Consider the following 14,247-nt stretch of genomic DNA (forward strand, 5'->3'; position numbering starts at 1 on the left):
ACTTATCAATAAAGTCTGATATATCCCTTAACGCTGTCAAACTTCCAAAGCTTTTCTTCAAAATCTTTTTCTGAAATAAGATCTGTGACGAATGCGAACTCGCCTTTTACTTCTTCGCTCTTAATAATCTCTATCTTGTTTCCGAACAGCTCTTTTGCATGATCTTCGAGATCCTCGGTAACTCTTACAAAGAACTTACGAACAGCGTTATCTTTTGAAGTAAGAACTGCCTTCTTGGAATTCATGTTTACTTCGATATGCTTGTCCTTGTGCTTAAGGATATCTACAACGTCTGCAACAACCGCACTTGCTGTAGCGCTCTTACCTGCGCCCTTACCGTAGAACATTACATCGCCGAGCATGTTTCCGTGAACGTCGATTGCGTTGAATACACCGTTTACGTTTGCAAGAGGATTCTCCATAGGGATAAGGAAAGGAGCTACTATAGTAAAGAATCCGCTCTCGTTCTTCTTGCACATTCCAAGGAGCTTGATAGCCATGTTAAGGCTCTTTGCGTAAGCAAAATCCTCAATGCTGATCTTGGTGATTCCCTCTGTGTAAATATCCTCGTAGTTTACGTGCTCGCCGCTCATAAGGCTTGAAAGAATAGCGATCTTACGGCATGCATCATATCCTTCAATATCGGCTTCGGGATTTCTCTCTGCATAGCCCTTATCCTGTGCCTGTTTAAGAACTGTGGCAAATCCGATGCCCTCTTTATCCATCTTAGTGAGGATGTAATTGGTTGTTCCGTTGAGAATACCTGTTATTGAATCGATCTTCTCATGCTTAAGTGAATCGTTGATACTGCGAAGAACCGGAATACCGCCGCCTACGCTTGCTTCAAAGAGGTAGCTTACGCCGTTCTTCTTTGCAATCTCAACAAGTTCGGGACCGTGCGCAGCAACGAGCTCTTTATTTGATGTGCATACGCTCTTTCCCTTTTCAAGTGCCTTCTTTTCAAATGTAAAAGCAGGCTCAAGACCTCCCATTGTTTCGCAGATAACGTCAACTTCGGGATCGTTAAGTATAATATCAAAGTCGTGTACGACCTGATTCTCATGCTTATCGCCGGGGAAATCTCTAAGGTCAAGTATATACTTAACTTCTACGGCTTCTCCTGCGCTGTTTGCAACCTCTGCTGCATTTGTGTCAAGAACTTCAACAACTCCGCTTCCTACTGTTCCGTAACCTAAAACCGCTACTTTTGCCATTTCATCCTCCACTGAATATTTTTAATAGGTTGCACTTCTACCTGTTATGTGCACCTTATGAATTCCTTCTTTACCTTCCATAATGGAGATCATCTCCATTATATCCTTAGTCGCTTCAAGCACCTGAATCGTGATTGATATAGATGCCACTCCGTTAAGCGGGATTGACTGGTGGATTGTCAGGATATTTGCTCCGAAATCCGCAATCAGATTCAAAACATATGATAAAAGCCCTACTTCATCATTCATCTGGAATGTCAGGGTAAACGTTGTTCCCTGCAATGAATCATGAAACTCATATATATCTTCTTTATATTTATAGAAAGAACTGCGACTGATACCGAGCATCGCAGACGCTTCATTTACTGTCTTAACCTTGCCTGACTCCAAGAGTTTCTTGGCCTCTACAACCTTAAGCAGCACTTCCGGAACCGCCTGTCTTCTAATAACATAATACCCTGTGTCCTGCTGCATCCCTAACCTCCGCATTTATAACACCTTGTTTTTCTGCTACGGACATTTGTGTGCGACGTAAAGAGTTTAGCATGCTAAAGTTCTGAAGGCAAGGCTTATTTTTGCCAAAAAAACATTTCCCTCCCCCATTCTCTTTGGTAATCATGCCAAACTACCGCTAATTACATGGGTTCCCATAGCACAATAGAAACATTTTACCATAAGAGCCCCCTTTGGGCACAGGATTATAAAAAACGAAAAAACTGTGAACGCATGGAATAATTGGCTAAAGGGTGATTAGTTATGCTATACTTTTTCATTGGTTGACATCGTTTTTTTGGGTTTTAGGTTGTAGGTTTTAAATGAAACAAAAAGTTTTTAAGAATTGGTATTTTCTTGTTGTTTTAGGTATAGTGGTCCTTCAGCTCGCCGTTTTTCTTATTGCAGGCAAATCTCATACGTTCATTGGCGTTCATGATAATCTGGACATTCACATAACCGATTACAAATTGCTAAAGGATAATAATGCGTTCTTTTCACAGGGAAAGACTATTCCGCTTCTCGGCGGGATTGACAGAAATTTCCTGCTGTCAGAGTTTTACGCTTATTCCTGGCTTTATATGATTCTTCCGAATTTCGCGGCGTATATTACGGGATATTTTCTCAAGATATTCATCGCACTCTTTTCGGGAATTCTCTTGGGAAAAGACATTTTTGGAGATAAGTACAAAAGATACGAATGGGCTGTTGTGCTCTTTAGTTTCATCTACGGACTTTTGCCGCTCTATCCGGCATTCTCGTTTTCTTTTGCTTCGCTCCCGCTACTTGTATTCATAATCAGAAGGCTTAAAAACAGCGGCAAAAAAATCTATTACCTGCTCGCTTTTCTGTACCCGACGCTGTCGTATTTTACATTCTTCGGCCCTTTTATCCTGGGTTATATCTTTATCTACTTCATTTATCTTTGGGTAAAAGAAAAAAAGATAAACTTCAGAATCTTTACTGCTATGATCCTTATGTCCGTAAGCTACATTCTTATTGAATACCGGCTTTTTGCCCTGATATTCGGCTCCGGACAGGCAACGATCAGAGACACGATGGTGATTGACGACCTCTCTGCATCTGAGATCATATTCAGCATCTTTAATGTTTTTGTAAATAACATTTTCCACTGCGAAGACTTGCACAGAGTTGTGGTTCTTCCTTTGTTTGTCATTTCATTTATAGCTATAAATTTGGGATATATCAGGAGAAAAGAGCTAAAGCGTGCTCTTACAGATCCTTTTAACCTTGTATTTCTTTTTATAGTCGCAAACTGCATTATTTACGGCCTTTACAACAATCATGCCGTAAGAACTTTATTTGAAACGCTCGTTCCGCCTTTAAAGGGATGGCAGTTTAACAGAACTATATTTTTTAACCCTCTTCTGTGGTACGCAGAAGCCCTTATCGCAATGGTACGCCTTTCTGACTACATTGCATTCAATGTGGGTGAAAAAAGCCGTTTAAACGCGATTTTACCGTTTATTCCAAAGGCAGTCACTTTACTGGTCCTTCTCTCGGTAATGGGCACGCAGTCTTTATATAACGACTTTTTCAACACATGCTATGTAAACACCTGGGAAGCACTTAAAGGACAGAAATCAGAGACCCTGTCCTACGGAGATTTCTTTTCCACAGAACTATTCGAAAAGATCAAGAAAGACATTGATTATAACGGCGAATACAGCGTAGCTTACGGTTTTCATCCCGCTGTCCTATCTTACAACGAGATTGCGACTTTGGACGGATGCCTCAGCTACTACTATCAGTCATATAAGGATTCCTTCAGAAATGTGATCGCGCCTTCGCTGTCCGAATCTGAGGAAGCCCGCAACTACTACGACGATTGGGGCGCACGTGCCTATATCTTTTCAGGTAGCGACTACGGCATCTGGAATCCTGTAAGAACAGTTGATGTTGAAGACAAGCGTCTTCTTATCGATAGATCTGCATTTGAGCAATTAAACGGAAAGTATGTATTCTCACGAATAGAGATTTCAAACGGCGATGAGGCCGGATTTAAGCTCATCGGCAAATACTCGGATGCAAACTCACCATACACCATATGGGTTTACTCATTATAAAAAGCTTGGAGATGTACAATGAAAAATTACGTTAAAATCGCCCGTCCCGACCACTGGATAAAAAACTTCTTTATCATGCCCGGAGTTGCAATTGCATTTCTACTGACCGAGCATTCGATACGAGATATAAATATTCTCAAACTTATATGCGCATTCTTTGCAACCTGCATGATTGCAAGCGCAAACTATGTAATAAACGAATGGCTGGATGCACCTTTTGACAAGTTCCATCCGACCAAGAAAAACAGACCGGTCGTAGCGGAAAACATGAAGTTCTCGATTGTTATAGCCGAATACATTGCTCTTATTATTGTCGGTGTAATACTTTCATTACTTGTTAATAAGCCTTTCCTTATAACATCACTTATTCTTCTGTTTATGGGCTTTTTGTACAACGTAAAACCTTTCAGAACAAAAGACATCGCATATTTCGATGTTCTCTCCGAATCAATAAACAATATGCTTCGTCTCATGATGGGATGGTTCGTCGTAACAGATTCATCACTTCCCCCTTCAAGCATCCTGATCGGTTACTGGATGAGCGGAGCATTCCTCATGGCAACAAAACGCTTTGCAGAGTACAGAATGATCGGAAATCCTGAAACAGCAGGCTTATACAGGCGTTCATTCAATTACTATTCTGAGAAAACTCTTCTGGCATCTGCACTCTTCTATTCACTCGTATCAACATTTTGCCTCGGGGTATTTCTCATAAAGTACCGCATCGAATATTTATTGTGCATGCCTCTTGTATTCCTGCTCTTCTCTTACTATGTTGCAATGGCGTTTGATCCCGATTCAGCGGTACAAAGACCCGAAAAACTCTTCAAAGAAAAAACTCTTATGTTTATGGTCTTCATAATTATTATCGCATTTACCGCCCTGACATTTGTAAATGTAGATTTTCTTCACAGTCTTACATCAAACGAACTAATATGGGTTCGCTCACGCTAACCTTTGAAAAGCGCATAAAATAGGGATAGCGACAGACTGGCTACAAGCATTTTGGACCTGTTGCTTGTTATTTTTATGATTGTAACGGATACTGGAATTACACTTGCAGGTGATAATTCGAAAGGAGCAAGATAATATGGTCGAGTTTGGCGAGCAGCTCAGAAAAGCACGTGAAGCAAAAGGATTAACACAACAAACACTCGCGGAACAGTTATTTGTTACAAGACAAGCCGTTTCAAAATGGGAATGCGGTGAAAGGTATCCCGATCTTCCTACTACAAAGAAAATATCAGAAGCACTGGATGTCAGCCTCGATGACCTATTATCCGGAAAAGATATGAATAAAGTCATAGAAAGAAACTCTATAGTAGATAATAACCTTGCAGAAAAAGTGATTTTTACTGTCTATGCTGTTTTTTTATTTCGTTGTTTGAGTATGATTTCCACGGATCTTTTTACATGCAGCTTTATAAAAGAAACTACAACTTATGAATATTTTCACGCTGATTCTTTTTTCAATGAGAACGCCGCATGGATAATGATTCCTAAGATTATATTCTGCGCTCTGACATTAGTCTTAATTTATGGATTCATTCACGTAGCAAAAGGGACTCTTTCCCCTAAGATAACTGGCATTATTGGAATAGTGACTTTTGCCACAAGCAGTTTGATTCATGTCACACAGATAATCACCTTTAAGATAATGCCTTTAATCTTCGCAGAGCCTCTTAAATATAACTTCTCTATTGATACTTTAACTTCTGTAATAAAGCCAAATTTATTGTATGTAATTCTTATACTTATTCCGGCTGTAATCGGAGCTGTGGCTACATTATTCTATTTTATTCGTGGAAACAATAAGATAGTGTGGAAAGTTTTATTTATCATAATGACAACATCGGAAATTATAATCACTTATAAATTTGCTATTTCTTGGCAAAATAAATTAAACTCATATCTACCGTCTCTTTCACAGCGAGATTTCTTTGGGATATTTGCCTGGCTTGAAGGCGCAAATTCAGAAAAATACACATACTGTGGTGCAATATATGTATTTCTGCTTTTCCAAGCTGTAGCGCTATGGATAAAGAAAATAAAAGCCACACATGATGCAGAATCAAGCAAGCTCCCCCAAGCAAGTGAAGCATAAATATAACGATGATTTATAAAAAGCCATATCAATCCTTTTCTAATGAGATTGATATGGCTTTTTTTGGCATGCGAAAGGCCATGGTATGGGGAATACCATGGCCTTCCATAACGCTTATAAAAGGAAAGAGTATCTTCACCTCGCGGACAAGCAAGATGAAGAGTAGTAAATAACTAAGTCAGATTATCCCTTTACACCACCGAGCGTAACACCGCCGACAATGTGTCTGGATAATAAAAGATAAACAACTATAACAGGGAAGATAGAGAATGAAATCATTACATATACCTGTCCCATGTCAAACTTAAGCCAGTCTGCACTTCTGAGCTGAGCTATAAGTATAGGAAGTGTCTTCTTTGTGTCTGTGTGAAGCACAAGTGCAGGAGTAAAGTAGTTATTCCAGCTTGTTACGAAACTGAAGATTGCCTGAACAGCAACAGCAGGTTTCATAAGCGGTACTACAATCTTGTTGAATGTGCCCCACTCTGTAGATCCGTCGATTCTGGCAGCTTCCACAAGAGAAAGAGGAAGTGTAGAATCCATGTACTGCTTCATAAAGAAAAATACTGCAGGTGAAGCAATAGCCGGAACAATAAGTGGTGTAAACTTATCATCCAATCCCATCTTTCCGATAAGCTGCAAAAAACCAAGTGCAGTTACCTGAGTAGGGATCATCATAACCATCAAAATAAATGTAAAAATGAACTTCTTAAGCTTAAAGTCATAAGCGTGTATTGCATACGCTGTCATCGTAGAAAAATATGTAGCAAATACCGCTGTTAGTGTAGCAACAATAAGCGAATTAATCAAGCCATTAAATATAGGCAAAGTTCCATGTACAAGATTATCCCAGTTTGTTCCAAGGAAATTTCCCGGAGCGGGACTGAATCCTCTTGTAAGATCTGCGTTTGATCTGGTTGAATTTATAAACAAAACATAGAACCAGAAAAGGCAGATAAATGTTATCAATACTAATATTATATACGCTATCACGCGTCTAGCGTGAACCGATGCTCCGGTATCACTCTGTCCGGCCATCGCAATTCTTTTTTCTTCCATTGTTAAGCCTCCAAAATCAATCCTTATCCTCGCCTGTCGTGAACTTAAATACGATCAAGCTGAGTATACCGGTAATAATAAACATAAATACCGAAAGAGCACCACCAAGACCAAAGTTCTTACTGAAAAGATGCTTGTTAAGATACATAATCAAGGTCATTGAAGATCTCATAGGATCGCCTGTACCGTTTGTCAAAATCTGAGGTACATCAAACATCTGGAGTCCACCGATCAATGATGTAATCATAACATAAATAAGAATCGGTTTTAACAAAGGCAATGTAATTTTATAGAAAATTTGAGTGGCTGTAGCACCATCAACCTGTGCCGCTTCGAAAAGCGAAGGGTCAATACCCATCATTCCTGCCATCAAAAGAATTGTCGTATTTCCAAACCACATAAGGCAGTTCATAAAAGCAACCAAGCCACGAACTGACCAAACATGGGCCATGAACTGATAAGGTTCTTTTAAAAATCCAATCTGTACCAAAATCGAATTGATAGGGCCTGAATTTGAGAACAATGTGAAAAACAACATTGCAAATGCTGAGGCCATTATCAGATTTGGAAGGTAAATAACTGTCTTAAAAAAGCCTTGTGCCTTCAATCTAAGTGACGGATCTGTAAACCATGCTCCCAACAAAAGTGAAAGAAGGATCTGCGGAATAAATCCCAAAATCCACATTATCAAAGTGTTCTTTAAATATGTAGGAAGATCTCCGTTTGTAATTATTGTTGCAAAATTCTGTAATCCGACAAAATTCGGACCGATCTGTTTTAATCCCGAGCGATAATTCTCAAAGAATGAATTATAAATTGTTGAAAAAAGCGGTATCATCTGAAATACCAGATAAATTACCACGAACGGAATAAGGAAAATGTAGCCCCATTTATTATAACTGACTACTTTGCTCTTCTTTTTCATACCCGTTACCCTTCTGAATAAATATTTGTGGAACGCATTGCGAACAATACGTTCCACAATGATAAATCTAAAACTACAAATTACTTACTGATTACTCAGTCTTTAATTCAGGATACTTCTCAACGATAGCTGAATTGAACATGTCAAGAGCCTGGTCGAGAGTAGCGTTGCCGTCGAAGTAGTTCTTCATAGCTTTCTGGAACTCTTCGTTACAACCCTGATCGTATTCGCACTGGTTAGAAAGATCGCACTTCTCAGCACCGTTGCAGAACATTGCAAGAGGGTTCTGTCCACCAAGAGGAGCAAATGCATACTCGTCCTTAGTTGCTGCTTCTTCCATAGCAGGCTTGTTGTTTACGAAATCACTGTCCTTAGCAACGATATCAAGCATGATATCCTTATTTGTTGTAAGCTGCTTCATGATATCTGCAACAAGAGATACATTGTCTGTTCCCTGAGCTGCGCAGATCCATGTTCCGCCCCAGAAGAATCCCTGAGGTCCTTCTGTTGCACCCCAACCACCGTCGTGAGCGATTGAGCCTTCTTTATCAGCAGCCATTGAGAAGTTGATCATCCAAGCGGGTCCAAAGTAGCAGAATGTCTTTCCGTCAGGATAGAATCCCTTGCTCCAGTCATCGCTCCAAAGATCTGATGTAGAACCAACCTCTTTAGCGTCAACCATCTTCTTTGTCATCTCAACCCATTTCATGATGCTGGGATCAACCTTAACTACTCCATCCTGTACCCACTTACCTGATACATTGTTAGAGAATACACGATAAGCATCGTTAGTTGTTGATGTCATGCTGTAGCCCTTAGCCTTCATCTGCTCAGCTGTCTTAAGGAATGTATCCCAATCAGCTACAGCCTTCTGAACTTCAGCGGGTTCGTCAGAACCAAGAACATCTTTAGCAGCTGCACGGTTGTAAATAAGAACACCGGGACAGCCCTGCCATGAAAGACCCTTAAGCTTTCCGTTAGAATCTGTCATAACATCCTGTGTATATTTGTACTGGTTAGCGATGTCAGCGTCTGCGATACCAAGATCTGCAACAGGCATTGAAACATCGGCATCTACATATTTAAGTGCGTAGTCAGCCTCTACAAGGAAAATATCAATCTTGTCATCAGCAGCTGCGTCAGCCTGCTTAAGAAGAGCCTCGTCGAGGTTGTTCTGATAAGCATTGTCCTGGCTGGGTGTGATATTCCACTTTACAGTTACATCACCGATTTTTCCTGAAGTTGCATCTGTCTCTGTATATCCAGGATAGTGATCTGCAACTCTGCTCTTGAACTCTTCGTTCCAGCAGTAAATATTGAGGACTTTACCCTCATCTCCAGCAGCTGCAGGTGCATCTGCTGCAGTTGCATCTGCTGCGTTTCCATCAGCTGATGCTCCGGTTGAAGCAGCAGTGTTTGCATTTCCGCCACAAGCAGTAAGCATTCCTGCTACCATAGTCATAGAAAGAAGTAACCCAAGTACTCTTTTCTTCATAACCGTACCTCCCATTCTTTTGCGTTAAATAATTGTTGTGTGTATTTAAAATGGCTCTGCCATCTCAAATCTTACTGAATCTTTTTAACGGATTCCCCTTTTTCCAATGTACCTTCAACTACAATCTGCTCAACCAGTGTCCCCTTAGGATTGTTTATAAGGTCGATCAATTTGGTTGCCGCTATTCCACCGATTTTCTCAGAATTCTGCACCACTGTGGTAAGTCTCGGAGAAAGACGCTTTGCAAGTTCAAGTCCATCATATCCTGCAATTGAAATATCTTCCGGTATTCTGAGATTTCTCTGTCTTATAGCATTTATTCCGCCAAGTGCCGCAAAATCATCGGGATAAAGAATGCATGTCGGCGGTTCCGGAAGATCCAAAAGCTTGTTAGTTGCCTCATATGCGGCATCAGTATCTCTATAAGGAGATACAACCACATATTCATCCGGAATCTCTACTCCCAATTCCTGAAGTGTCTTATAAAAACTTGTAAGTCTGTTCTGTGTAACGGATGAACCCGCACCGTGAACATATGCCACTTTCCTGTGCCCCTGCCCGTAAACATAATTTACAAGCTCTCTCATCCCTTTTACATTATCAGACACGATTGAAGTCCTGTTAAAAAAGATATGGTCGATCGTGACGACCGGTATATTGCTCTTAATAAGTTCCTCAACTTCCGGATCGGAGAAATCAACACATGCTATAACCACTCCATCAAAGCCTCTGTATATCGCATGTGACAGATAGGACATATTGTTGATCTTCGCCTTGCCTCCATTAATGAAGGTTATATCAAAACCATTCTCCTCCGCAGTCTTCTTGAAACTGTTCAATACATGATTGAAGTAGTCATGCGTAAGACCGCTGTTAGCTTCATCAACAAACAAGACTCCGATGTTGTTGGTTCTGTTTGTCTTCAAAGCCTGCGCAGCCGCATTCGGGTGATACCCGAGCTTATCAGCAACTGCCCGTATATGTTCCTTAGTTTCCTGCCCTATGTCGCTATGATCGTTAAGTGCCTTAGACACTGTAGCTATGGACACTCCACAAGCAACGGCAATATCCTTTAATGAAACATTACGCTTAGCCATATCAATAAATACCCTTGAACTTAATCGTTTTCGCACGATAAATATACATCATAATGACTCCAGAAGCAATAAAAAAATCGTATTTTTTGTGCACATTATATATCTTTGTTTGTTTTTTACAAAATCTACTCTCTTTTTTCATATATAATTCTGATTTTGGTTACAATTGGTTAATGATTTAGTAAAACGTTTTCGAAATATCATTTATCCCCAGTGTCCACCTGCGGTTTTATGCGTGTTGTCTCTGAAACGCGCACAGGACAACGGTTTAAGGGCAATAATATTTGTGATATTTTGTGTTGCAATATAGGGACTTCCCATATATAATGTCTCTAGTAATTATCTTAAACGTTTAAGTGAACGGAGGTTATATTTATGAAATTCGGCTACTTTGATGACAATGCATGTGAATACGTCATCACTACACCAAAGACTCCTCTTCCTTGGATCAACTACCTTGGAAATAAGGAATTTTTCTCATTAATATCAAATACTTGCGGCGGATACACATTTTATAAGGATGCCAAGCTTTTAAGGCTTACAAGATACCGTTATAACAATGTTCCTTATGATAATAACGGTAAATACTTCTATATTAAAGATGAAACAAATAAAGGAAATGAAGTTATCTGGAATCCCGGATGGCAGCCTGTAAAGACAGCCCTTGACAGCTACGAGTGTCGCCATGGATTAGGTTATAGCAAGTTCTCATCATCAAAATCAGATATTAAAGCCGATGTGTTAACTTTCGTTCCTATGAATGATAATTGTGAAGTTTCCAAGATCACTATCACAAATAATAAGAAAGAAGATGCTAAGCTCGTTCTCTTTTCATATGTAGAATGGTGTCTGTGGAATGCAGATGACGATATGAAGAACTTCCAGCGTAACCTCAGTACAGGTGAAGTTGAAGTTACAAACGACGGAGCAACTCTTTTCCACAAGACAGAGTACAGAGAGCGTAGAAATCACTACGCAGTATACGGCGTAAATACTAAAGTTGACGGATATGACACAAGCAGAGACGCATTCCTTGGCGCATACAACGGACCTGACAGCCCTGATGCAGTTGCTGCAGGAAAGTGCACAAATTCTGTTGCAAGCGGATGGTCACCCATCGCTGCTCACCAGATCAACATCAACCTTAAGCCCGGCGAATCCAAGACATTCATCTTCACACTCGGATACATCGAAAATCCTGAAGATGACAAGTGGGAATCATACGGCGTTATCAATAAGAAGCCTGCATACGCAATGCTTGATGCATACAAGACTGAGGAAGCTTTCGACAAGGCTCTCGCAGAGCTTAACGACTACTGGAAGAATCTTCTCGGAATCTATCATGTATCTTCTTCAAACGAGAAGGTTGACCGCATGGTAAATATCTGGAACCAGTATCAGTGCATGGTTACATTCAACATGTCAAGATCCGCTTCTTATTATGAGTCAGGTATCGGCCGTGGAATGGGATTCAGAGATTCTTGTCAGGATCTTCTCGGATTCGTTCACCTTATTCCCGACAGAGCAAGACAGCGTATCATCGATATCGCTTCTACTCAGTTCCAGGACGGAAGCGCTTACCATCAGTACCAGCCCCTTACAAAGAAGGGTAACTCAGACATCGGATCAGGATTCAACGACGATCCGCTCTGGCTCATCGCAGGTACAAGCGCATATGTAAGAGAAACAGGCGACCTTTCTATCTTGAAAGAAATGGTTCCTTTCGATAATGATATGAGCGTTGCAAAGACACTTATGGATCACCTTAAGTGCTCATTCAACTTCACTGCTACTCATAAGGGTCCTCACGGTCTTCCTCTTATCGGACGTGCGGACTGGAACGACTGCCTCAACCTTAACTGCTTCTCAGAGCATCCGGGTGAGTCATTCCAGACATTCGGTCCTTCAGAAGGCCCTGTTGCCGAGTCTGTATTCATCGCAGGTATGTTCGTAAAATACGGCGAAGAATATGCACAGCTTGCTGAGCTCCTCGGCGATGATGCTGAAGCAAAGAGAGCAAGAGAAGAAATCAAGAAAGTTTACGATGCAGCTTGCACAGCAGGTTGGGACGGCGAATGGTTCGTAAGAGCTTACGATGCTAACTCCAACAAGGTTGGTTCAAAAGAATGTGAAGAAGGACAGATCTTCATCGAGCCTCAGGGCTTCTGCGTTCTTGCAGGAATCGGTGTAAAAGAAGGTCTTGCAGAGAAGGCTCTTAAGAGCGTTGAAGAAAGACTTGATACAAAGTACGGCGTAATGATCTTACAGCCTGCTTACACAAAATATCATCTCGAACTTGGTGAAGTTAGTTCATATCCACCGGGATACAAGGAGAACGGAGGTATTTTCTGCCACAACAATCCTTGGGTATCTATCGCTGAGACTGTTCTCGGACACGGCGACAGAGCTTTCGAGATCTACAAAAAGACATGTCCTGCTTATATTGAGGATATCAGCGAAGTTCACTGCACTGAGCCTTATGTATACTCTCAGATGGTTGCAGGAAGAGACGCTAAGTTCTTTGGTCAGGGCAAGAACAGCTGGCTTACAGGAACTGCTGCATGGACATTTGTAAATATCTCCCAGTACATCCTGGGTGTATATCCTACACACAACGGTCTTTCAATCGATCCTTGTGTACCCGCAGATTTCGGTGACTTCACTCTCACCAGAAAATACCGCGGTGCTACTTACAACATCAGCGTTAAGCAGAACGGTGCTCAGAAGGGTATCAAGAAGCTTACCGTAAACGGAAAAGAAATAAGCGGAAATATCATCCCATACGAAGAAGGCGTAAAAGAATACACAGTAGAAGCTGTTATGGGTTGATCATAACTATACTCCTATTCTTCAAGGCCCGCGAAAGCGCTATTTATCTGCGTTTTCGCGGGCCCTATTCATGTAAAGTTGCACGATTGACCGATTATATGTTAAAATACAGTGTCTAAGTCGGAGGTGAATATGAGTACTATTAGTAAGCCCAGACAGCAAAGGTACCACAGAAAACACAGACACAAGCGAAGTTATACGTTTATGGTTATTTCCGGAGACTCTGACGGTGTAACAAAGCGTCTCCATCTGAATCATTCTCAAACACAATGGTTGGCATACTCAATTTTTGCTTTTGCATTATTTTTAGGATGCTACATTATCTATAGTATTATGACCATTTCTAATTTGAAGGCTATACAAGCCGAACAGAAGCAAGAAATCTCAGATCTTCAAGAAGAAAACAGTAGTCTCGCAGCTTCATACGAGAGCGCAAGTTCCAATTCAGAACATATTCAGGCTGCCCTCAGTGAAAGACTTAAGAACGAGCGTCAGGCTAGTGAAGAGGCTGAAAAGTTGGCAGTTCCTTCAGGATTTCCTTTGACAGGAACCACTCCGCTTCCCACTCAGGCTGTGGATGATCCGAATGCCACCAATATAACCAAGCTCACCGACAAGAACAAGGATACCGCAACAGGAAATCCTCTGGTTCTATTTACAGCAGCTCCCGGAAGTAATATTATAGCTACCGGAAGCGGAAAAGTTATGACCGTAACTTCAGACGCGAAGTTTGGACACATTGTTTCCATCGATCATGGAAACGGATATATTTCAATTTATCGAAACGAAGGTTCACCTGTAGTTTCGGAAGGCGATACTGTTGACAGGGGTGACCTGTTATACGTTGTAGGCAGCCAAAACAAAACTTTAGGATATCAGATACAGAAGGATGAGAAATACGTAAATCCTGAAGATGTAATGGATATCAAGGGTTAAATGGAGGAT

The 14,247-nt window shown here is 40.9% G+C and carries 11 protein-coding genes; 5 read left to right on the forward strand and 6 right to left on the reverse strand.

Annotated features, from left to right (window positions below):
• Positions 1–5 precede the first annotated feature (5 nt).
• Together BM398_RS07785 and BM398_RS07790 are read right to left on the reverse strand one after the other, a co-directional pair.
• Positions 6–1,214, reverse strand: coding sequence for a homoserine dehydrogenase (locus BM398_RS07785; protein WP_092337177.1), 1,209 nt, complete (start codon positions 1,212–1,214; stop codon positions 6–8).
• Positions 1,215–1,235: 21 nt separating this feature from the next.
• The gene (locus tag BM398_RS07790) at positions 1,236–1,688 is read right to left on the reverse strand and encodes an ACT domain-containing protein (protein WP_026656799.1); all 453 of its coding nucleotides are present in this window, start codon (positions 1,686–1,688) and stop codon (positions 1,236–1,238) included.
• A 341-nt stretch (positions 1,689–2,029) separates the two neighbouring features.
• Here BM398_RS07790 and BM398_RS07795 point away from each other — a divergent pair, with 341 nt between their 5' ends.
• The 3 genes from BM398_RS07795 (at position 2,030) to BM398_RS07805 (ending at position 5,897) form a co-directional block, all read left to right on the forward strand.
• A complete protein-coding gene (locus BM398_RS07795) occupies positions 2,030–3,793 on the forward strand; it encodes a DUF6044 family protein (protein ID WP_092337178.1) in 1,764 nt (587 codons plus the stop codon).
• A gap of 18 nt (positions 3,794–3,811) precedes the next feature.
• A complete protein-coding gene (locus BM398_RS07800; RefSeq protein WP_092337179.1) occupies positions 3,812–4,747 on the forward strand; it encodes a UbiA prenyltransferase family protein in 936 nt (311 codons plus the stop codon).
• A gap of 136 nt (positions 4,748–4,883) precedes the next feature.
• Positions 4,884–5,897, forward strand: coding sequence for a helix-turn-helix domain-containing protein (locus BM398_RS07805; protein WP_092337180.1), 1,014 nt, complete (start codon positions 4,884–4,886; stop codon positions 5,895–5,897).
• Between the two features lie 183 nt (positions 5,898–6,080).
• Here BM398_RS07805 and BM398_RS07810 read toward each other — a convergent pair whose 3' ends face one another.
• The 4 genes from BM398_RS07810 to BM398_RS07825 form a co-directional block, all read right to left on the reverse strand.
• On the reverse strand, positions 6,081–6,935 hold the full coding sequence (locus BM398_RS07810; protein WP_092337325.1) for a carbohydrate ABC transporter permease: 855 nt from the start codon (positions 6,933–6,935) through the stop codon (positions 6,081–6,083).
• 37 nt (positions 6,936–6,972) lie between these two features.
• Positions 6,973–7,881, reverse strand: coding sequence for a carbohydrate ABC transporter permease (locus tag BM398_RS07815; RefSeq protein WP_026667192.1), 909 nt, complete (start codon positions 7,879–7,881; stop codon positions 6,973–6,975).
• A gap of 91 nt (positions 7,882–7,972) precedes the next feature.
• Positions 7,973–9,376, reverse strand: coding sequence for a type 2 periplasmic-binding domain-containing protein (locus BM398_RS07820; protein ID WP_092337181.1), 1,404 nt, complete (start codon positions 9,374–9,376; stop codon positions 7,973–7,975).
• 71 nt (positions 9,377–9,447) lie between these two features.
• Positions 9,448–10,473: a LacI family DNA-binding transcriptional regulator gene (locus tag BM398_RS07825; protein ID WP_092337182.1), complete on the reverse strand. Its 1,026-nt coding sequence runs from the start codon at positions 10,471–10,473 to the stop codon at positions 9,448–9,450.
• Positions 10,474–10,848: 375 nt separating this feature from the next.
• On the opposite strand from BM398_RS07825, the gene BM398_RS07830 reads away from it, so the two are divergent.
• Positions 10,849–13,302 (forward strand): glycoside hydrolase family 94 protein, encoded by a 2,454-nt coding sequence (locus BM398_RS07830; RefSeq protein WP_092337183.1) that lies wholly within the window; start codon positions 10,849–10,851, stop codon positions 13,300–13,302.
• Between the two features lie 132 nt (positions 13,303–13,434).
• Positions 13,435–14,238: a murein hydrolase activator EnvC family protein gene (locus tag BM398_RS07835; protein ID WP_092337184.1), complete on the forward strand. Its 804-nt coding sequence runs from the start codon at positions 13,435–13,437 to the stop codon at positions 14,236–14,238.
• Positions 14,239–14,247: the final 9 nt, after the last annotated feature.

The organism is Butyrivibrio sp. M55, assembly GCF_900116865.1.
In the GTDB taxonomy this organism is placed as follows: domain Bacteria; phylum Bacillota; class Clostridia; order Lachnospirales; family Lachnospiraceae; genus Butyrivibrio.